This window comes from Haemophilus aegyptius (assembly GCF_900475885.1).
Classification (GTDB): domain Bacteria; phylum Pseudomonadota; class Gammaproteobacteria; order Enterobacterales; family Pasteurellaceae; genus Haemophilus; species Haemophilus influenzae.
In genome coordinates, this window is the sequence record NZ_LS483429.1 from 1,788,194 (window position 1) to 1,808,813 (window position 20,620).

Below are 20,620 nucleotides of genomic sequence, written 5' to 3' on the forward strand. Positions count from 1 at the left end.
TTAAATTTCCTTATAAATCGTTAATCCAAGGTCTGGAAATGAATCGTAACAGAATTGCCATCTTGGAATACTCGTTCTAATAAAACGAATTTCTACATTAGGATGACTTAATAAATTAAATGCAACAGAACTGAAGAACGTATAAATAATTATTTTTTTATTTGATAAATGTTTAAATACGTAATCTTCAAAAATTAATTCAGATTCAACATAATTTACCCCATCAACTCGATAATCTTCTGCTGGATGGGGGAAATAATAATCAAAAGAAATTTGTTCTTTTAATTTTTTTATTAATGAGATGTTTTCCTCTTTTGTATTTAACAATGGTTGCCCAATAAAAAATGAGACCTCACCATCTATCTCGCAATCTATTTGATTATCCCATAAAGAAATTGGTTCAATATTAGAAACAATATTTTTGTAATTAGGATAAACCGTATAATGTTTTTTTATTTTTTTAAATAATTTATTCACACTATATTTATCGCCAATAAAAGCTTTAATCAGTTTATATTTAAATGTGTCAGGCTCTCTCAATAAATTAGGATGTGGGAAAATATTATCTGAACCATCATCAAAGGTATAAAGCTCTTTAAATGAAACATGACTAAGATAAGTTTGTAGCCATAATGAATTAAGATTGGCGAGAAAAACCTTATCAAAACCTTTGTGCGTAATTTTATTCTTAAGCTGGCGCATTAACTTGAGAAAATCGAAACCTTTTAGATCTTTTCCCGTATCAATATTCATCGAATCACTACAAACCTCCGCTAATTTACTCGCATACAAGGTTCTTTTTTTATCCCATACCCCACCAAACATTACGCCAAAGAATTGCTCGTTAGGATGTAATTCAATTATTTTTCTCGCAATTAATACTTGCAATGGTGTACAACAAAGAATGAGATTCATAGGGTTTTACTCACTTTAGATGTCATAAAATAAAGAATAGGAATAATGGAAAGCGAACCAATAATTCCAGCATAAGGGATATATTTAATTTCTGTAAAAGTTAAAGCTACAAGGCTTGCCACATAAATGATTGTAGATAAAACGGAACATTGGGAAATAAGTTTATTTTTCCCATAATAGAAAAGATAATTAACTAAAATCAAATAAGGAATACTTAATGTGGTCGAAATTAAAAATAAAATAAAATAATATTTCATTCCCACAAATTGACTACCTAAAATCCAAACTAACACATCCTCAGGAATAATCCACATTATTAAGGCAGGAATAGGTATTAGCAAAAAGGAAAATAACGCCCATTTATGTAGCTGTTGAATAACTAATTTCTTTTGTTTTAAGGCTTCATAAAAATAGGGGATAATCGCTTTATTAAGTGCTTGAATAGCAATAGAAAAAATTAAAGCAAGTTGAGCCCCCATAGCATAAAGCCCTAAATCTGTTTCACTGAATTTGTGATAAATAAAAATACGATCTAACTGCCCTTTTAAGAAAAAACTTGCATAATGTAAAATAAGCGGCAATCCAAATCCTAAAATATAAAATAATGCGGATTGATAATGTTTAAATTGATATTTTTTAGATATTGCACTCTTTCTGTAAAGAAAATAAGAAAAAAACCAGACGACTAAATTACTCAATAAAATTGCCAAAATTCTTTTTTCAACAAGATCATTTTGATAATACTCAAGCAATGCGACCGTAAATACAGCTCCCGTAACAGTAAGTGAAAATTGAATAAAAGCATAAGACCAAGCCTTTTTCTGGCATTGTCTTACACTTAGCTGAACATTTAAGAAAGATTGGAAAATTGAGGAAAGTGCAGCGTAAAATAATATTTCAGACTGAGCAATCCAACAACCCATTAAAATAATACAGCCAATTATCGTGGTATAAGCATAGCCGGTATTTACCACTAAATTTAATGAACGTTTTCCGTAAAAATAAAAATAACGGGAAATTGCGCCTTCTTGAGTTAAAGAAACCACAATTAAAAATAAACTTAAAAAAGTTTGATAATAAGAAAGTGAGCCATACCCTTCTACGCCCAATTTACGGGATAAATAAGGCAAAAGCAAAAAAGGAACTAACTTTGACGATAATTCCCCAACAAGGTAAATAACACTGTCTTTAAAAACTTTCATAAATATCACCGCACTTTTGATGAATTCGAGCGTTCGTTTATCAAAAAATAAGGGGCTTATTTTAACAAAATCAACATAGACAAGCTATGACTAATCATTATAATGAAACCGCTCTATATCAAGGATCTTATCTATGTTAGAATTCGGAAAACTTCTTACCGCACTTATCGCACCACCTCTTAATACCTTTGTATTACTGATTATTGCAGCGATTATTTATTGTGTTCATTTCAAAAAATTAGCCAAATTTATTGCGCTTATCAGTTTCACCTGGCTTTATATCATGAGTGCGCCTTTTACTGGTTTATTGCTAACAGATAATGATGACATTCCAGCCCTTACGCTAGATGAGTATAAACAAGCTCAAGCCATCGTGATATTAGGCGGTGGATCTTACCCAACCAAAGAGCTGTATGCAGAAACGGCTTCTGGTGCACCACAACTAGAACGTTTACGTTATGCGGCATTTTTACAAAAGGAAACGGGCTTGCCTATTTTAACCACGGGCTATTCTTTGATAGGCATTTCTGAAGGCGATTTAATGGCAAAAGAACTTAACCAATTCTTTAATGTGCCAACACAATGGATCGAAAATAAAGCCCGTAATACGGAAGAAAATGCCAGTTTCACTAAAAATATTTTAATTAAAGATCATATTCAAAAAATTATTTTAGTAACAAATCAATGGCATATGAAACGAGCCAAATATCTTTTTGAAAAACAAGGATTTGATGTACTCCCTGCTGCAGCGGCAAACTATGGCAGCAAAGGAAATCTATCTGCAAAATCTTTTATTCCTGACTTAGGTGCATTGAATAGCAATATGGTTTTATTAAAAGAGTGGATTGGTTATTGGAAAGCCCATTATGTAGAATAATTTGCTTATAAAACTCGATGACTTGTTGTTTGAAAAGAAAATTGTATTTGCTCATAAAAAATCTGCACCTTAGTTAGTTGTTTAGTCCAACTTTTGGGGTGCAGATCAATTCAAGGCTTTTTTATTATATTCAACATTTTATCTATAAGAAAAACCGAATCCCATAGAGATTCGGCTTTAATTATGTTGTGTTTGAAAATTATTCTTTATGTATTATGACTTACGCTAATTCCGCACGTAATTTTTTGGTTACATCCACCATCACTTTTAATTGGTCGATGGTTTCTGTCCAACCACGCGTTTTTAAACCGCAGTCTGGGTTTACCCATAAGCGTTCTTTTGGAATTACATTTAATGCTTTACGTAATAAATGTTCCACTTCCGCCGCCGTTGGTACACGAGGGCTGTGAATATCGTAAACACCTGGGCCAATATCATTTGGATATTTGAAATCTGCAAATGCGGTTAATAATTCCATATCTGAACGTGAAGTTTCGATGGTAATCACGTCTGCATCTAATGCCGCAATGGCAGGTAAGATATCGTTAAACTCGGAATAACACATATGTGTGTGAATTTGCGTATCATCTTGCACGCCCATTGAGCTTAAACGGAATGCTTCGCCTGCCCATTGTAAGTATGCATCCCAATCTGCACGTTTAAGTGGTAAACCTTCACGAATGGCTGGTTCGTCAATTTGAATGACTTTAATGCCTGCTGCTTCTAAATCTAACACTTCATCAGATAATGCTACGCCGATTTGTTTACATACGGTTGAACGTGGAATATCGTTACGCACGAATGACCATTGTAAAATAGTCACAGGGCCTGTGAGCATTCCTTTCATTACACGGTTAGTTAAACTTTGCGCATATTGTGACCAGCGCACTGTCATTGGCTCAGGGCGGGTAACATCACCGTAAATTACTGGTGGTTTTACACAGCGTGAACCGTAGCTTTGTACCCAACCAAATTTAGTGAATGCGAAACCATCTAATAATTCCCCAAAGTATTCCACCATGTCGTTACGTTCTGCTTCGCCGTGAACTAACACATCTAAATCTAATTCTTCTTGGCGACGTACTACATATTCGATCTCTTTTTTCATTGCCGCTTCGTAATCTGCAAGAGATAACTCGCCTTTTTTGAAACTTGCACGTGCGTGACGAATTTCAGTAGTTTGTGGGAATGAACCAATGTTTGTAGTTGGCAGAAGCGGTAAATTTAACCACGCATTTTGCTTAACGATACGTTCTGCAAATGGCGATTTACGTTGATCCGCACCTTTTGGCAAGTTTGCTAAACGTTCTGCCACTTCAGGGCGATGAATTTCTTTTGACGTTGCACGTGCATCTGCTGCCGCTTGGCTTGCATCTAATGCTGCTTGTACAGACGCTCTGCCATTATTTAACGCTTGTTTTAATACGTTTAATTCTTCTACTTTTTGTAGCGTGAAAGATAACCAGCTGTAAAGTGCGGTATTTTTTTCTTTTAATTGTACTTCCACTTCTAAATCAAATGGGGTATGCAATAATGAACAGCTTGGTGCAATCCATAAACGCTCACCTAATTTTGCTTTTAATGGCTCTAATACATCTAACACTTTGTTTAAGTTTGCACGCCAGATATTACGACCTTCAATCACACCAGCTGATAACACTTTGCTGTAATCTTCAAATGCCGCAAGTTGTTCTGGTGCACGAACTAAATCTAAATGCAAGCCTGCAACAGGTAAGTCTTTTAATAATTCAGCGTGTTCTGCAACTGAACCAAAATAAGTGGCTAATAATAATTTTGCGTTCACTTTGCTTAATTCAGCGTAAACAGATTTATAGGCTTCAACCCATTCTGCTGGTAAATCTAATGCTAATGCAGGTTCATCAATTTGAATCCACTCTGCCCCTTCAGCCACTAATGCATTTAATATTTCAACATAAACAGGCACTAATTGATTTAATAAATCGAAACGGTTAAATGCTTCGCCTTTTTCTTTACCTAACCATAAGAATGTTAATGGGCCAACAATCACAGGTTTGAAGTTTAAGCCTAACGCTTTTGCTTCACGGATTTGGTTTACATAATGTGCCGGATTAGCTTTGAAAGCGGTCGATTTTTGGAACTCAGGCACAAGATAGTGATAGTTCGTATCAAACCATTTGGTCATTTCAATTGCGAATTGATCTTTGTTACCACGTGCAAGTTGGAAATATTGATCAAGGGTTAAATTTTGGCTATCAAAACCAAAACGAGCAGGAATTGCCCCTGTTGCCACTTGTAAATCTAAAATATGATCGTAGAACGTGAAATCGCCCACTGCAACGAAATCCGCATTCACCGCTGCTTGATGTTTCCAGTTTTTTTCACGCAACGCTTTCGCTAAATCTAATAAATCTTGCTCTGCTAATTCTTTACGCCAATAACGTTCTTGTGCAAATTTTAATTCACGTTTTGCCCCTACACGAGGAAAGCCTAAAATATGTGATGTTGTCATAATAACTCCCAATTTAAAGTAATTTTTTTAATCATTTAGACGGCTAAACGTCTATACCAATATAGAATGCTTGATCTTCATTTATTATGCAAACTTATTATTTTCAGGGTTTACATTAAATAAATTCATAATCAAGCATTCTTTTATCTATCAAATAACGATGAATCAATTCAGCTAACTTATTTCCTTAAAATTAATCTCGCTTACGACTTAATAACCACCAAATCATTACAATGAAAAGCAAGCTCGGGATCAGTGCACCAAAAATAGCAGGAATACCGTAAACTACACTCGTTTGTCCTAAAATTTCATTAACGACATAAAATAAGAATCCTACACAAATCCCAGTAACTATCCTTGCGCCTGCAGTCACACTGCGTAGCGAGCCAAAAATAAAAGATAAGGCTAATAACATCATTACGCCAACGGATACAGGCTGGAAAATTTTACGCCAAAACGTGAGTTCAAAACGACTCACATCTTGCCCTGTTTCACGCAGAAATGAAATGTAATGATATAAACCTGAGATAGATAATGATGTCGGACGCAAAGAAACCGCACCTAATTTATCTGGCGTCAAACTAGTTTCCCAAGTTTCTGATAAATGATTCGTTGTGATGATTTCATCTTTCGTAATCGTTGAATGATTAACTTGACGCAATGTCCATTTAGCTTCATCTTCAGAATAACTCGCCTGGTTTGCATGTTTTAATTTTATTAAATTATGCTGTTGTTCAAAGGTATAAATATAAATATCGTCTAATTTTGTATCATCCGTCACACGCCTAACAAATACAAAATGATGACCATCTTTCGCCCACACACCATTTTTAATTGAAAGTATTGAACCACCAGAAAGAGCCTTAGCGCGCATATCTCGTGCAAATTGTTCTGTTTGTGGAATTCCCCACTCCCCAATAATCATTGTAAATACTACTAATGGTAATGCAGTTTTCATTACCGCTATACCTATTTTAAAGCGAGAAAATCCAGCTGATTGCATAATAACAAGTTCACTTCTGCTAGCAAGATTACCCAGTGCAATTAATGCTCCAAGCAATGCTGCCATAGGAAAGAAAGTTTCAATATCTTTTGGTATAGTTAAACCAGTAAAAATTACCGCTTGCCAAATATCATAAGTGCCTTTACCTACACTACGAAATTGTTCGACAAATTTAATAATCGCCGACAATCCCACTAAAGTCATTAAAGTAGAAAAAATCGCACCAAGAATACTTTTTCCAATATAACGATCAAGGGTATTTATCATTTTGCCGATCCTTTCTTACTGAATAAATAGCGAAATTTATACATTATTTCACTGTCCCAGCTATTCAACACCACAGCAAGTAAGAAAAATCCGATATTAACAAGCGGCATTAAGAGTTCAGCCTCTAATTTTCCCGCTGAACCTGCAGATTTAAAAGAGCTTTGTAACAAGAAATAAATTAAATAGAGTAAAAGTGCGGGTAAAATTTTGGCAAATCTACCTTGTCGAGGATTTACGCGACTTAATGGTACAGCAATCAATGCCATTAATGGCACTGCCAAAATTAAGGTAATACGCCAATGCAATTCAGCTTTCGCAGAAGAAGAATCTAAATCGATAAGTTGAGACAATGTTAATTCTGCTACTTCATCATTGGTATTTTCTGCAGATTGATAACCTAAATAGGCGTGATATTCATCAAAATGCGTAATGCGAAAATCTGGCAAAGCGGAGGTTCCTTCAACCCGTTTTGTATTTTTCAAATTTAAGACTTGATCACCACTTGGCAACGCAATTAATTCCCCTTTTTCAGCTGTTATCACTGAAGGTTTTGTTTGTTTTTGAGGTGTCATTTGAAATAAATAAACATTGCGGATTTGATTATCTTTAATCTTATCAATAAATAACACAACGTTATTGTTATTAGTAGAAATAAACTGACCTGAAGACAGCACGCCAACGGTTGGATTAGCCTTTGCATCTTCCACCATATTCACTTGTTTTTGAATTGCCCAAGGCGAAAGCCATAATGCGTTATAGGCGGCAATACCTGCCGTTAATAAAGACATAATCAGTGCCACTTTAACCAAAATCCGTTGCCCCACACCGCATGCACGCATCACTGTGATTTCACTTTCAGCGTAAAGGCGACCAAAAGTCAGTAAAATCGCAATAAATAAACATAGTGGCAACATCAACTGCGCCATTATCGGCATTCCTAAGCCTAATAAAGAGAAAACCAAATCAGCTGGCACATTCCCATTTGCCGCCGCACCTAATACACGCACAAACTGCTGACTAAAAAAAATCAATAGCAAAATTAGTAAAATTGCGATTTGGCTTTTGAAAACTTCTTTTATTAAATATCGAATTAAAATCATCTTATTTCGTTTGTTTTTCTAAATCTAAAACGGAGGAAAACTGGATAAAATCGGTCGCATATGATAACTTATTTTAGCTGAATTAAACAGAAATTTAAGGACAACAAATGAAATATCAAGCAAAAAATACCGCACTTTCTCAAGCCACTGATTGCATTGTTTTAGGCGTCTATGAAAATAATAAATTTTCAAAAAGTTTTAATGAAATCGATCAATTAACCCAAGGTTATTTAAACGATTTAGTGAAATCAGGTGAGCTCACTGGCAAATTAGCCCAAACCATTTTACTTCGTGATCTTCAAGGTTTATATGCTAAACGCCTATTAATCGTTGGCTGTGGCAAAAAAGGAGAACTCACAGAGCGTCAATATAAACAAATCATCCAAGCTGTATTAAAGACACTAAAAGAAACCAACACGCGTGAAGTCATTTCTTATTTAACTGAAATTGAATTAAAAGATCGCGATCTTTATTGGAATATCCGCTTTGCCATTGAAACGATTGAACACACCAATTATCAATTTGATCATTTCAAATCTCAAAAAGCAGAAACCTCTGTTTTAGAATCTTTCATCTTCAATACGGATTGTGCTCAAGCACAACAAGCTATTTCTCACGCCAATGCCATTAGCTCAGGCATAAAAGCAGCACGCAACATCGCAAATATGCCACCAAATATTTGTAATCCAGCTTATCTTGCTGAGCAAGCAAAAAATTTAGCAGAAAATTCTACCGCACTTTCATTGAACGTTGTGGATGAAGAAGAAATGGCAAAACTTGGAATGAACGCTTATCTTGCCGTCTCAAAAGGCTCTGAAAACCGTGCTTATATGTCTGTTTTAACATTCAATAATGCGCCAGATAAAAACGCCAAACCCATTGTACTTGTAGGCAAAGGATTAACCTTTGATGCAGGCGGTATTTCACTTAAACCCGCCGCAGATATGGATGAAATGAAATATGATATGTGCGGTGCAGCCTCTGTCTTCGGCACAATGAAAGCCATTGCACAGTTGAACTTGCCATTAAACGTTATTGGTGTTTTAGCAGGTTGTGAAAATCTGCCAGATGGCAATGCTTATCGCCCAGGCGATATTCTTACCACTATGAATGGTTTAACCGTAGAAGTTCTTAATACTGATGCAGAAGGTCGATTAGTGCTTTGTGATACCCTTACTTATGTTGAGCGTTTTGAACCTGAGCTTGTTATTGATGTTGCAACCTTGACTGGTGCTTGTGTGGTTGCACTAGGGCAACACAATAGCGGCTTAGTTTCTACAGATAACAATCTTGCCAATGCACTACTCCAAGCCGCAACAGAAACCACTGACAAAGCGTGGCGTTTACCATTAAGCGAAGAATATCAAGAGCAACTGAAATCGCCTTTCGCCGATCTTGCCAACATTGGCGGTCGCTGGGGTGGTGCAATTACAGCGGGTGCATTTTTGTCTAACTTCACGAAAAAATATCGCTGGGCACATTTAGACATCGCAGGCACTGCTTGGTTACAAGGCGCAAATAAAGGTGCAACAGGTCGCCCTGTTTCGCTATTAACCCAATTTTTAATTAATCAGGTTAAATAACCACAAAACTGGCACACGTTGCACCTTTAAATCGATTACTCTGCTAGTTCGGTTTGCTCGTGTGCCATCAGTTCCTGACCCACATCATCAAGCAAACTTAGATAACGTTCATATTGTTTCAACATATCGGCAATCAATTCATCTTGATCCATATATTGAACATCGTAACCGACTCGTCCATCAAAAAAATAAGTGTAAGGCTCGTAAGTAACACTATGCTGAATGTGCGGTAGATTTTCATCGTTAATTAATTGCTCTGACACTTCTCGCCCAACAGATTTAATACCATACATAAAATCTCGCATTGATTCTTTATGAATTACCAATTCCAAAGCTGGCTCTTCTTGTTCAAATAATGTGTTGATTTCTACACTTAAATTATATTTTCCTGTTAATTCTTGACGTAATTCTCGCATAGCGGGTAACGCCGTATTTTTAAGGAAACGTAAAATATCTTTCTCTTGCGTTTGGTTCATCATTTGCTCTAAATGTGATTTCCATTTATCGCCGCTCCAGAAAATACTAGTTGGATTGACTTTAGTAGAAAAATATTTTTTATCCGCAATTAAGCCTTTCCATAAACTAAAACACATTACCAACATCAATAAAGCAAAAGGCAAGGCAACAATTAATGTCATTGTTTGCAAATTAGCAAGTCCACCAGATTGCATTAGCACAATTGCAACAACTGACATCAAAGTGCCCCACATTATGGCTTGCCACGCAGGCGAAGCTAAACTTTTATCTCGAGATGCAATGTTATTTAACACATAAATACCTGAATCCGCTGAAGTGATAAAAAACAATGAAATCACTAATAAGCTCACAAAGCCTGTTATTGTTGGTAAAGGCAGATAATTTAAAAATTTAAATAATAAAATTTCTGGAGAAGAAATAAATTCGCCAAGCCCGCCCGCAGCAATGCCATCATTTAGCCATACTGCTGTATTACCAAAAACAGTAAACCATAAAATACCAAATAAACTTGGAATAACTAATACGCCAAAAATAAATTCACGGATAGTTCGCCCTTTAGAAATACGCGCAATAAATAAACCCACAAACGGAGCCCAAGAACACCACCAAGCCCAATAAAGCACAGTCCATCCGCTAAACCAGCTAGTATGTTCTTGTTCATAAGCATAGGTTTTAAAACTGAGTTGCACTAAATTGCTGAAATAATTACCAATATTGTCGCTAAATGCAGATAAAAGGTATAACGTAGGCCCTGCAATTAAAACAAAGAGAAGTAAACAAAATGCTAAAGTTAAGTTAATTTCACTTAATATTTTCACGCCTTTTCCAACACCAGAAATGGCAGAAAACACCGCTAAACACATCACCACAACAATAACGCCAACTTGTAAGGCAAAGCTGTTCTGACTTATCCAACCTATTTGTTCAAGCCCTGCACCAAGCTGTGATGAACCAAAACCTAATGTGGTAATAATCCCAAATAATGTGGCAAGTAATGCCATAACATCAATCGCATCGCCAATTTTGCCATTAATACGATCTTTTAATAAAGGATAAAAACAAGAGCGCAACGCTAAAGGTAATTTATAACGAAACCCAAAATAAGCTAATGCTAAAGCAATGGTGCCATATACTGCCCAAGCGTGAATACCCCAGTGGAACAAAGTATGAAGTAAAGCCTCTTGTTGTTTATGTTCTGCAGAACCTGCTGTAATGTCAGAAAGATAATGGGTTAATGGTTCTGCTACGCCAAAAAACATCAGCCCAACCCCCATTCCAGCGGCAAATAACATCGCAAGCCAAGATAAGAAACTAAATTCAGGTTCTTCTTCATCTTGCCCTAGTTTTATATTGCCAAGACTACTTACTGATAAAATTAATAAAAATCCTAAAAACACTGAAAAAGTGAGTACATAAAACCAACTAAAATTAGCAAAAATACTACTTTTAGCTTGATTCAATAATGCCTGTGTTTGCTCTGGCGCAATAAAAATCATTGCTATCAGTAACAACACAAAAAATAATGTAACGCCAATTACCAAAGGATTAAATGACGTTCGCTTTGTCATAAATTGAGATAAAGACAAACTTTTCCCCTTAACGATTAAATGAATAGATTAAAAATAGATTTAATAAACATTGCCTAGAGGCAAAAATATGTAATGGAACCACTACAAAGGACAGCACATAGAAGTGCGATTTTGAAGGAAACGTTCAGTAGGAATTGAAGGATTGTTTCCAAAAACTTGTGTATATTAACAAAATACAGTCATTATTTCAAATTAGTGAAAGCTAAACTAAAAAATGCGGTAAAATTTACAAAATAATTTACCGCACAAATATCATTTATTTTAAAGCCATTTCTACAAGGATATTATTGCTTTTAAGCCAATTCTTCTCCCCTCTTTTACAATGTTTTCTAACCGCACTTTAAATCCGTGTAATTCCGCAATTCGCATAACAATAGAAAGCCCCAAGCCACTTCCCTTTTCATTTTGCCCAGCTGGACGATAAAAACGCTGTCCAAGTTTTTTCAAATCTTCAGGTTCAACGCCACCACCATTGTCCTCAATAATAATCTGTGAGGATGAAATTTTTACTGAAACGATTGTATCTTCAGGACAATATTTAATAGCATTGTCGAGTAAATTTCTAAGCATCAATGAAACTAAAATTGATTGCCCTTGTTTTTGCTTTGGTTCAGTTTCTTTCTCAAAAACCAAGGTAATTTTACGTTTTTCTGCCACAAAATAACGCTCAGAAATTAATGATTGAACAATAGCTTCCCAATCAAGCAGCTGTAGTGTTTCTAAGGCTTGCAAATTATCCAAGCGGGAAAGCGTTAATAATTGTTCAATCAATTGCGAAGCCCGATCAATGCCTTGCGTTAAATGTAAAAGTGCTTGTTCTCGTAACGCTACATCATCGCCAGCGAGTTGCGCAACTTCAGTTTGAATACGCAATGCCGCCAATGGACTACGCAATTCGTGAGCTGCATCAGAAGTAAAACGGCGTTCGCGTTGCAACATAGCTGAAGTGCGGTCAAAAAATTGATTTAAATTTTTTACTAAGGGTAAAATCTCAACGGGTAGCCCCTCCGTATTCAGCAATGACACATCGCCAGATTTTCTCGTTTGTACTTCTTGGCTTAAACGTTTAATCGGTCGAAGTTCTTTATGAATCAACCATCCTAAAACAATGATCAAAATAGGCAAACTGGCAAACCAAATCCACATTTGCCCAAAAATCATTTCTTCAATTAAATCTTCACGATAATCTAATTCTTGCCCTACTGCGATAACTAATTCTCCATTAGCTGCCATACGCCAGAAAATTCGCCAGTTATCGTCATCATCATAAGTATGAGAATTATGAAAACCCATTTTATTATTAAAAATAAAATCTTTTCCATTTCGCCCATCACTGAATAAAAGTTTCCCAGTTTTAGAAAAAATAGCAAAGGCTAAGGCATCATCGTCATAACTTTTTTTTAATACCGACTGTGAATTTTTATTTAGCGTTGTGCTAGATTCCAACAAAATAGTACTTAAATCTGAATTTGCGAGCCGTTCAGCAAAGAGAACTTGTTGTGCATCAAAAACTTTATTCACATCGTGGCGCACTTGCCACCAAGCCACAAGCGTAGAACCCAGCCAAACAAAAAGTGCGGTTAAACAAAGCACAGAAATAAGACGCAACGTAAGGCTTCTATTTTTCATTTTTCAACTTGTCCCAAAGCATATCCAACACCGTGTATTGTTCGAATAAATTGCTTCCCCAATTTTTGGCGTAAATTATAAATATGCACATCCAATGCGCCACTGCTAATTTCCTCATCCCAACTGGATAATTTTTCTTCAATGGATGAGCGAGACAATACGCGATCTTTATTCAGCATAAATAATTCAAGCAATTTATATTCACGGCTTGTTAAAGAAATGGGTTGATTATTCAGCCAAACAGAACGTTGATTTTGATCGAGCTTAACACCAGCCTGTTCTATCACAGAATGATGATATCCATAACGACGAATAAGGGCTTGTAAACGTGCGGCGACCTCAGCCAAAGCAAAAGGCTTGCAAAGATAATCATCTGCACCACTTTGTAAACTTTTAACTCGTTCATCTAAAGTATCGCGAGCAGTCAAAATTAATACGGGAACATCTTGATGATTAGATCGCCATTGTTGCAATACCTCTAATCCATCAAGTTTAGGCAAGGTTAAATCCAATACCACCGCATCATAAGGCGCAGAGGTTAAAGCAGCCATTCCTGTTTTTCCATCAGTAAACCAATCCACCGCAAAACCAAGTGTGGTTAAACCAATCTGCAACCCATTGCCGATTAGATTATCGTCTTCTATCAATAAAATTCTCATAAAAATTGACCGCACTTTATAAACAAAAATAGCGAGTTAATGCCCGCCATTTTGAAAGAATGATTATTCTACTTTTTCGATACGTAATACATCAAGCTCCGCTTTCTCAAATACCTCATTATCCAATTTTCCATAAATTTTCACTTTATCCTTAGAATCTACGTTTAAACCATTCCAAACGCGTTTTTTAATTTCAATCTTGATTTGCCCAGTCTCATCAGTAAACCAAAACTCATCGTCATCAATTTGCTGAGTGATATTCCCCACTAAAGTAATCATTGAATTATCAGCCGCAGATAAAGCTTGTTTTACACTAATTGCAGCAGGGGCTGCTTGTTGAAAACCACCTTGACTATTATTGCCATTAAAACCAGCAAATGCTGAAGTGGTTGCTAATGCGAAGATTGTTGCTAATGCAAATTTTTTCATAATGTTTCCTTTTTAAGTTAGTTAATTTCAAGCTCCATTGCTTGGATGTGTGTATTAAAACAAATAAATCTTAATAAAAGATTAAGAGGACTATACTTTTTTGGTAAGACCTTATCAAGGCAATTTTGCGACCACTGCATAGCCTTCAATTAATCCTTCCACTTCATAAGCCGCACCTGCAATAATGAACCTTGTTTCAAAGAAAGTGCGGTCGTTTCTGAGCGTAAATTTAACTGCCCTTTCATTACTAATAAAATACTCGCACTTTGTGCTTTTAAATGATGTGTTTCGCCACATTCATATTGAATATTTTGCAAAGCGAAATCTTTTGCTGACGTGGCGTAAGTATACCCACGGTTAATTATAGTCGTTCCTCTTTGAGGAACTTCAAACTACCCCAACGGGGTAGCACTTAAATTAGCCTAGGGTATACTTACCCTAGGTAACTATAATAAATAAAAAAGTCCGCACAAAGGCGGACTTTTTTTACCGTAAACAAATTATTTCTTTAAGGCTAATACCACTGATTCTCCAGCCACTACTTCGCCTGATTTTTTTACGACACAAGAAATTTCGTCCATATTTGAAATTACGATTGGTGTTAAGACAGATTTTGCTTTTGATTCTAATAGCGCAAGATCAAATTCAATCACAGTATCGCCACGCTTAACAGATTGCCCTTCTTGCGCAATACGAGTAAAGCCTTCCCCCTTTAACTCAACAGTATCAATACCAAAGTGTACAAATAATTCTACCCCTTCTTTTGATTCCATTGAAAAAGCGTGATTGGTTTCAAAAATTTTACCAATCACACCATCTACTGGCGCAACGATTTTGTTACCAATAGGACGAACAGCAACACCATCACCAACAATTTTTTCAGAGAAAACCACATCGGGAACATCTTCAATATTAACGATCTCGCCAGAGATCGGTGCATAAATTTCAACTTCCACAGATTTGTTTTCTTTTGAACCAAATAACTTGTCAAATAAGCCCATTTTAATCTCCTATCCATTCAAGATGGCTGCTATTTTAACGTAAAATCAAATAATTTTGTTTAATTTAATGAATTTTCCAGCAAAAATTCTTCAATTAATTGATCAATTTCTGCAGCGGTCGGTTTTTGTAATGCAGTATCAGCAAGCACTTTTGCATCTTGAAAATTTACATTACGAATTAATTTTTTAATTCGAGGTACAGAAATCGCACTCATACTAAATTCATCTAATCCCATACCAAGCAATAATAAAGTCGCACGTTCATCCCCTGCTAATTCCCCACACATTCCCGTCCATTTTCCTTCTGCGTGAGAGGCATCAATCACTTGTTTAATTAAACCAAGCACAGAGGGGTGCATCGGATTATAAAGATGGGAAATAAACTCATTACCGCGATCTACAGCCAAAGTATATTGAGTTAAATCGTTAGTACCGATACTAAAGAAATCCACTTCTTTTGCTAAAAATTTTGCATTTACCGCGGCAGAGGGGGTTTCGACCATTACACCAACTTGGATATTATTATCAAACGGTCTCCCTTCTGCACGTAATTCCGCTTTTAATGTTTCAATAACCGCTTTTAATTCCCGAATTTCTTCTACAGAAATAATCATCGGGAACATTACCGCCAATTTACCAAAAGCTGAAGCACGTAACACCGCACGTAATTGTGCATTTAAAATTTCACGACGATCTAATGCAATGCGAATCGCACGCCATCCCAAGAATGGATTCATTTCTTTTGGTAAATCTAAATATGAAAGCTCTTTATCGCCACCAATATCCATAGTACGAAGCACTGTTAAACGTCCGTTCATTGCTTCTACCACTTGTTTATAGGCAATAAATTGTTCTTCTTCTGTGGGAAGCTGTTCACGATCCATAAATAAGAATTCAGTTCGGTATAACCCAATCCCTTCCGCTCCATTACGTTCTGCGCCGTCACAATCACGAATCGTCCCGATATTCGCAACCACATCAACCTTATGTCCATCTAATGTGATTGCAGGAAGATCTTTTAATTTAGCTAACTCTGCTTTTTCCTCAGAAATTTTCGCTTCAAGTGCTTTTAATTCATCAATCTGAGATGCTGTTGGATTAATATAAACTTGGTTATTGATAGCATCTAAAATTAAATAATCGCCCGTATTGACTAATTTAGTCACTTTATTTGTGCCGACAATCGCTGGCAATTCTAAAGAACGCGCCATAATAGAAGTATGTGAGGTTCTACCACCAATATCAGTGACAACCCCTAATACTTTTTCAAGATTAAGTTGAGCTGTTTCTGAGGGAGTCAGATCATAAGCAACAAGAATAGATTCTTCCTGAATATCACCAAGATCAACAATGTACATTCCCAAAATATTTTTAACTAAACGGTTAGCAATATCCCGAATATCGCCTGCACGTTCTTTCAAATATTCATCATCAATTTCAGATAACATTGTCACTTGTTGATCTAAAATTTTACTCGCCGCAACGCCTGCATTCACTTTATTTGAACGAAGATAATCAAGAATTTCTTCTTCTAATTCTTCATCCTCAAGAATCATCAAGTGACCTTCAAAGATTGCCGCTTTTTCTTCGCCTAAAGAAATTAATGCACGTTCTCTAATTGAATTAAGTTGTTCTACCGCCGCGTTACGCCCTTCATAAAATCGAGCGACTTCTGCGTCAATTTGATCATCAGTAATTTTTTGTGTATCAAGAACAATCTTTTCTTCTTTAAGAACAAGTGCCTTACCAAAGGCAATACCTGGAGATGCGAGAATGCCAGAAATCATAGATACCTTCCGAAACAATTAACAAAGTAATAAATAAACAATAGCCATAAAATTTCACAATTTTATGGCTAAGTAAGAATTATTCTAAAGTTGGAATTAACGCGACTAAATGTTCAACTGCCTGTTGCTCGTCTTCTCCATCAGCAGAAATGGTAAGTGTTGTTCCCTGCGTTAAAGCTAATGTTTGCAACTTAAATAAGCTCTTTGCACTTGCACTTTTCCCCCCAGAGGTTACTGTAATTTCAGAAGAAAATGCTTTCGCTTCTTTCACAAATTGTGCAGCAGGGCGCGTGTGTAAACCGTTTGGTGCAATAATTTCCACATCTTTTGAATACATAATGCTACCTCGACTAATCAATAATTAAAAATATAAAACCAGAAAATTGCCCTAGTATCCTTTTTCAAAACAAAATAATCAAGAATAAACACCAAAAAGCCTGAATTAAATCATAAAAATAAGCTAAATAGTTTATTTATTATTCACAATCTCAATCGTTAAACTAATGAAAAATGACGTTGTGATTTTGTTTCACTTAAACTTTCAATTAATCGATGATAATTATCATAACGAACAGGCGAAATTTTCCCTTGCTCAACGGCTTCACGCAATGCACACCCTGGATCGCTCAAATGTTTACAATCACGGAATTTACAGGTGCCCAAAACATATTGAAATTCTCGATAGCCTTTTGTGATTTGCTCTGCATCTAAATGCCAAAGCCCAAATTCTCTAATTCCAGGCGAATCAATTAAATTACCGCCTTGTGGCAAATGGTAAAGACGTGACGATGTCGTGGTATGCTGCCCTAAGCCTGATGTTTCGCTCACATCCCCTACTTGAGCGTTTACGCTAGGCAAAATATGATTAATTAAACTCGATTTACCAACACCAGATTGCCCAACAAAAATCGCCGTGCCTTGTGCCAAAAGTGCGGTCAATTTTTCCATATTTTCACCGCTCTTTGCTGAAATCATTAAAATTTCATAGCCAATATCTTGGTAAATTTTAAGTTGGTCTTCAATTTCTTGACGCTGTTCCTGCGCCAGTAAATCCACTTTATTCAAAACAATGAGAGGCGTGATTCCCGCAATTTCACACACAACAAGATAACGATCGATAATGTTTAAGGAAAGCGTTGGCAATACTGCTGATACAATAATAATACGATTAATATTCGCCGCAATAGGTTTCAAACCATCATAATAATCAGGGCGGGAAATTTCATTTTCTCGGGGATGGATCGCCTCAATCACGCCGCTCACACCTTGTAATTGTTCATTGCCTTTACGCCAAACAACTTTATCTCCCACCACCAAACTCGACAAGGTACGACGCAAATTACAACGATAAATTTCGCCTTGTTCATTTTCGACATCTGCGTGAATAGAATAACGTGTGACCACTACGCCTTCTTGCGATTCGCCAAGCATTTCATCTGACCATTCAATCTCTTTTTTCTTATGGCGATGTAATGTTTTTGCATTATTCGATTGAATTCTTCTGGTTTGGTTTTGAGTTAATTTACGTTTAGCCATAAAAGTGCGGTCGTTTTTTCCCTTGTTTTTGGTAAAATGAAAAAAATTTTTGCATAGGATACCTGATATTATGCCATTCGATAAACAAAATCTTATTTGGATTGATTTAGAAATGACTGGTTTAGAACCGGAAAAAGAACGTATTATTGAAATTGCGACTATTGTGACAGATAAAAATTTAAATATTTTGGCAGAGGGCCCAGTATTAGCGGTTCATCAGTCTGATGAATTACTCAATAAAATGAATGATTGGTGCCAAAAAACGCATAGTGAAAACGGCTTAATTGAACGCATAAAAGCCAGCAAACTTACCGAACGAGCAGCAGAATTACAAACCTTAGACTTTTTAAAAAAATGGGTTCCCAAAGGTGCATCGCCAATTTGCGGTAACAGCATTGCCCAAGATAAACGCTTCTTAGTGAAATATATGCCAGATTTAGCCGATTATTTTCATTATCGCCATTTAGACGTGAGCACATTAAAAGAACTTGCAGCACGTTGGAAACCTGAAATTTTAGAAGGCTTTAAAAAAGAGAATACGCATTTAGCGCTAGATGATATTCGAGAATCCATTAAAGAGCTGGCTTATTATCGCGAACACTTCATGAAATTAGATTGACGAAAACTTCAACAAAAAATTTCTTTTTATGAAATTGCCCTTGCAAGCCCTAAAAATATTTGTATAATGTGGGCTCATTCACTGATGTGAACTGCGGGAATAGCTCAGTTGGTAGAGCACGACCTTGCCAAGGTCGGGGTCGCGAGTTCGAGCCTCGTTTCCCGCTCCAAATTTCAATCCCTAGCCAAAAGGCTGGGGATTTTTTCTATCTACAAAAATAGATCATCAAAATGTTAAAAAGTGCGGTGAATTTTCTCAAAAAATAAAGGCTTGTGATTTAATAACACAAGCCTTTATTTTTTATGCTTTCTTCAATCGTTTTGCACGACGTTTCATTCTTCTTACCCAACGGGTAATTCGCCATGCATGCGTAATTGAATAGACATAAAGGAAAAATAAAATGAAAAAGCCAACAAACATCGCCCACTCATTCACATAATAAACTTCCCCTAAAATACCGATAGTTGCACAAACTGCAGAAACAAACGTAATCAATAAAAAGGCTTGTCTTGATGTTAAACCCGCTCTTACCATTAAATGATGAACATGTAAACGATCTGGACGGAATGGGCTTTTACCTTTACGTACACGGCGATAAATAATCGCAACCATATCAATCAAAGGAACCGCAATAATCCAAAGTGCGGTTACTGGATTCATAGGATGCCCTTTTCCTTGCGTACTTAATAACAAAATCCAAATAATGGTAAAGCCAATTAATGTACTCCCAGCATCCCCCATAAACACCTTATATTTTGGTCCAAATGGAATCCCTAGATTGAGCATCAAATAAGGTAAAATCGATACGATTAAAGCAAAACTCCAATGCGCCATATCCATTTGCCCATCTCGATACATTAAAATACCAATCGCCGCAAAAGAAACACAAGAGAGTCCCCCAAGCAATCCATCAATACCATCAATCATATTAAAGGCATTAATAATCGCAATAGTGGCAAAGACGGTAATAATCAAACCAATTGAACCGAGCGTTAATTGGAAAGGCCCTAAAATTTGACCAAGATGATCAAGATAAATATTCCCAAGATCGATCATTAAAATCGCCAATATTGCTTGAATGCCTGCTCTTAAAAAAGGGCTAATATCAAAGCGATCATCTAAAATCCCAATCGCCAATAAAACAAAAATACTGAACAAATAAAGATACGGTAATCGAAGTTGATCCCATTCCATCAAATAATAGCAAAGATTTCCAACAAAAAGCGATACGCCACCGATTAGTGGAATTGTGCCTTGATGACGTTTACGATAGTTTGGCTTATCAACTAATCCAATCCAATTGGCAACGGGTCGCATCACAATCAATGTTAAAAACGCGCCAAGAAAAGTAACAAAAATACTCAACATAATGTGATCCTAAAAATTTTTTGCAAAGGATAACATAAGGCAAATTTACCTAGAAATATATTTTTCAAGAACCACTATTTTTCACTTC

The 20,620-nt window shown here is 36.1% G+C and carries 18 protein-coding genes and 1 tRNA gene; 4 read left to right on the plus strand and 15 right to left on the minus strand.

The features are described from left to right. The gene (lsgB, locus tag DQN49_RS09205) at nt 1–915 is read right to left on the minus strand and encodes a lipooligosaccharide biosynthesis sialyltransferase LsgB (protein WP_013525672.1); all 915 of its coding nucleotides are present in this window, start codon (nt 913–915) and stop codon (nt 1–3) included. Beyond that, complete coding sequence (lsgA, locus tag DQN49_RS09210; RefSeq protein WP_006995792.1) at nt 912–2,117, minus strand: lipooligosaccharide flippase LsgA; 1,206 nt, start codon at nt 2,115–2,117, stop codon at nt 912–914. Before lsgA ends, lsgB begins: the two co-directional genes overlap by 4 nt. Before the next feature lie 133 nt (nt 2,118–2,250). Here lsgA and DQN49_RS09215 point away from each other — a divergent pair, with 133 nt between their 5' ends. Then, complete coding sequence (locus DQN49_RS09215) at nt 2,251–2,994, plus strand: YdcF family protein (protein ID WP_006995791.1); 744 nt, start codon at nt 2,251–2,253, stop codon at nt 2,992–2,994. Between the two features lie 220 nt (nt 2,995–3,214). Here DQN49_RS09215 and metE read toward each other — a convergent pair whose 3' ends face one another. The 3 genes from metE to lptF form a co-directional block, all read right to left on the minus strand. Continuing rightward, on the minus strand, nt 3,215–5,485 hold the full coding sequence (gene metE, locus DQN49_RS09220) for a 5-methyltetrahydropteroyltriglutamate--homocysteine S-methyltransferase (protein ID WP_006995790.1): 2,271 nt from the start codon (nt 5,483–5,485) through the stop codon (nt 3,215–3,217). 193 nt (nt 5,486–5,678) lie between these two features. Further along, nucleotides 5,679–6,755 carry an LPS export ABC transporter permease LptG gene (gene lptG, locus DQN49_RS09225; protein ID WP_006995789.1) on the minus strand — a complete coding sequence of 359 codons (1,077 nt, stop codon included), beginning with the start codon at nt 6,753–6,755 and terminating at the stop codon, nt 5,679–5,681. After that, entirely contained in the window at nt 6,752–7,855 is a 1,104-nt protein-coding gene (gene lptF, locus DQN49_RS09230; protein ID WP_006995788.1) for an LPS export ABC transporter permease LptF, read from the minus strand. Before lptF ends, lptG begins: the two co-directional genes overlap by 4 nt. Before the next feature lie 107 nt (nt 7,856–7,962). Between lptF and DQN49_RS09235 the strand changes: the two genes are divergently transcribed. After that, nucleotides 7,963–9,438: a leucyl aminopeptidase gene (locus tag DQN49_RS09235; protein ID WP_006995787.1), complete on the plus strand. Its 1,476-nt coding sequence runs from the start codon at nt 7,963–7,965 to the stop codon at nt 9,436–9,438. A 35-nt stretch (nt 9,439–9,473) separates the two neighbouring features. On the opposite strand, the gene DQN49_RS09240 is transcribed toward DQN49_RS09235, so the two are convergent. The 9 genes from DQN49_RS09240 to rsgA all read right to left on the minus strand — a co-directional run bounded on the left by DQN49_RS09240 (nt 9,474) and on the right by rsgA (nt 18,545). After that, nucleotides 9,474–11,501, minus strand: a complete 2,028-nt coding sequence (locus DQN49_RS09240) for a BCCT family transporter (RefSeq protein ID WP_006995786.1) — start codon at nt 11,499–11,501, stop codon at nt 9,474–9,476. Between the two features lie 276 nt (nt 11,502–11,777). Next, complete coding sequence (gene qseC / locus DQN49_RS09245) at nt 11,778–13,133, minus strand: quorum sensing histidine kinase QseC (RefSeq protein WP_006995785.1); 1,356 nt, start codon at nt 13,131–13,133, stop codon at nt 11,778–11,780. After that, nucleotides 13,130–13,792: a response regulator gene (locus tag DQN49_RS09250; RefSeq protein ID WP_006995784.1), complete on the minus strand. Its 663-nt coding sequence runs from the start codon at nt 13,790–13,792 to the stop codon at nt 13,130–13,132. Before DQN49_RS09250 ends, qseC begins: the two co-directional genes overlap by 4 nt. A 63-nt stretch (nt 13,793–13,855) precedes the next feature. Next, nucleotides 13,856–14,221 carry a YgiW/YdeI family stress tolerance OB fold protein gene (locus DQN49_RS09255; protein ID WP_006995783.1) on the minus strand — a complete coding sequence of 122 codons (366 nt, stop codon included), beginning with the start codon at nt 14,219–14,221 and terminating at the stop codon, nt 13,856–13,858. A gap of 149 nt (nt 14,222–14,370) precedes the next feature. Then, complete coding sequence (locus tag DQN49_RS09260; RefSeq protein ID WP_006995782.1) at nt 14,371–14,538, minus strand: hypothetical protein; 168 nt, start codon at nt 14,536–14,538, stop codon at nt 14,371–14,373. Nucleotides 14,539–14,721: 183 nt separating this feature from the next. Next, complete coding sequence (gene crr, locus DQN49_RS09265) at nt 14,722–15,222, minus strand: PTS glucose transporter subunit IIA (RefSeq protein ID WP_006995781.1); 501 nt, start codon at nt 15,220–15,222, stop codon at nt 14,722–14,724. A 59-nt stretch (nt 15,223–15,281) separates the two neighbouring features. Next, nucleotides 15,282–17,009, minus strand: coding sequence for a phosphoenolpyruvate-protein phosphotransferase PtsI (gene ptsI, locus DQN49_RS09270; RefSeq protein ID WP_006995780.1), 1,728 nt, complete (start codon nt 17,007–17,009; stop codon nt 15,282–15,284). Between the two features lie 79 nt (nt 17,010–17,088). Further along, nucleotides 17,089–17,346, minus strand: a complete 258-nt coding sequence (ptsH, locus tag DQN49_RS09275; protein WP_006995779.1) for a phosphocarrier protein Hpr — start codon at nt 17,344–17,346, stop codon at nt 17,089–17,091. A 158-nt stretch (nt 17,347–17,504) separates the two neighbouring features. Next, nucleotides 17,505–18,545 carry a small ribosomal subunit biogenesis GTPase RsgA gene (rsgA, locus tag DQN49_RS09280; RefSeq protein ID WP_006995778.1) on the minus strand — a complete coding sequence of 347 codons (1,041 nt, stop codon included), beginning with the start codon at nt 18,543–18,545 and terminating at the stop codon, nt 17,505–17,507. A gap of 70 nt (nt 18,546–18,615) precedes the next feature. On the opposite strand from rsgA, the gene orn reads away from it, so the two are divergent. Next, nucleotides 18,616–19,164, plus strand: coding sequence for an oligoribonuclease (orn, locus tag DQN49_RS09285; protein WP_006995777.1), 549 nt, complete (start codon nt 18,616–18,618; stop codon nt 19,162–19,164). Between the two features lie 93 nt (nt 19,165–19,257). Further along, nucleotides 19,258–19,333, plus strand: a tRNA-Gly gene (locus DQN49_RS09290). A 131-nt stretch (nt 19,334–19,464) separates the two neighbouring features. On the opposite strand, the gene wecA is transcribed toward DQN49_RS09290, so the two are convergent. Beyond that, nucleotides 19,465–20,532 (minus strand): UDP-N-acetylglucosamine--undecaprenyl-phosphate N-acetylglucosaminephosphotransferase, encoded by a 1,068-nt coding sequence (gene wecA, locus DQN49_RS09295; protein ID WP_006995776.1) that lies wholly within the window; start codon nt 20,530–20,532, stop codon nt 19,465–19,467. Nucleotides 20,533–20,620: the final 88 nt, after the last annotated feature.

What these genes read in the sequence shown, in the direction of transcription:
- DQN49_RS09215 (WP_006995791.1), top strand. Translation starts at nt 2,251, where the DNA reads ATGTTAGAATTCGGAAAACTTCTTACCGCACTTATCGCACCACCTCTT.
- DQN49_RS09250 (WP_006995784.1), bottom strand. Translation starts at nt 13,792, where the DNA reads ATGAGAATTTTATTGATAGAAGACGATAATCTAATCGGCAATGGGTTG.
- lptG (WP_006995789.1), bottom strand. Translation starts at nt 6,755, where the DNA reads ATGATAAATACCCTTGATCGTTATATTGGAAAAAGTATTCTTGGTGCG.
- wecA (WP_006995776.1), bottom strand. Translation starts at nt 20,532, where the DNA reads ATGTTGAGTATTTTTGTTACTTTTCTTGGCGCGTTTTTAACATTGATT.
- lsgB (WP_013525672.1), bottom strand. Translation starts at nt 915, where the DNA reads ATGAATCTCATTCTTTGTTGTACACCATTGCAAGTATTAATTGCGAGA.
- orn (WP_006995777.1), top strand. Translation starts at nt 18,616, where the DNA reads ATGCCATTCGATAAACAAAATCTTATTTGGATTGATTTAGAAATGACT.
- lptF (WP_006995788.1), bottom strand. Translation starts at nt 7,855, where the DNA reads ATGATTTTAATTCGATATTTAATAAAAGAAGTTTTCAAAAGCCAAATC.
- rsgA (WP_006995778.1), bottom strand. Translation starts at nt 18,545, where the DNA reads ATGGCTAAACGTAAATTAACTCAAAACCAAACCAGAAGAATTCAATCG.
- ptsI (WP_006995780.1), bottom strand. Translation starts at nt 17,009, where the DNA reads ATGATTTCTGGCATTCTCGCATCTCCAGGTATTGCCTTTGGTAAGGCA.
- metE (WP_006995790.1), bottom strand. Translation starts at nt 5,485, where the DNA reads ATGACAACATCACATATTTTAGGCTTTCCTCGTGTAGGGGCAAAACGT.
- ptsH (WP_006995779.1), bottom strand. Translation starts at nt 17,346, where the DNA reads ATGTATTCAAAAGATGTGGAAATTATTGCACCAAACGGTTTACACACG.
- crr (WP_006995781.1), bottom strand. Translation starts at nt 15,222, where the DNA reads ATGGGCTTATTTGACAAGTTATTTGGTTCAAAAGAAAACAAATCTGTG.
- DQN49_RS09235 (WP_006995787.1), top strand. Translation starts at nt 7,963, where the DNA reads ATGAAATATCAAGCAAAAAATACCGCACTTTCTCAAGCCACTGATTGC.
- DQN49_RS09255 (WP_006995783.1), bottom strand. Translation starts at nt 14,221, where the DNA reads ATGAAAAAATTTGCATTAGCAACAATCTTCGCATTAGCAACCACTTCA.
- qseC (WP_006995785.1), bottom strand. Translation starts at nt 13,133, where the DNA reads ATGAAAAATAGAAGCCTTACGTTGCGTCTTATTTCTGTGCTTTGTTTA.
- lsgA (WP_006995792.1), bottom strand. Translation starts at nt 2,117, where the DNA reads ATGAAAGTTTTTAAAGACAGTGTTATTTACCTTGTTGGGGAATTATCG.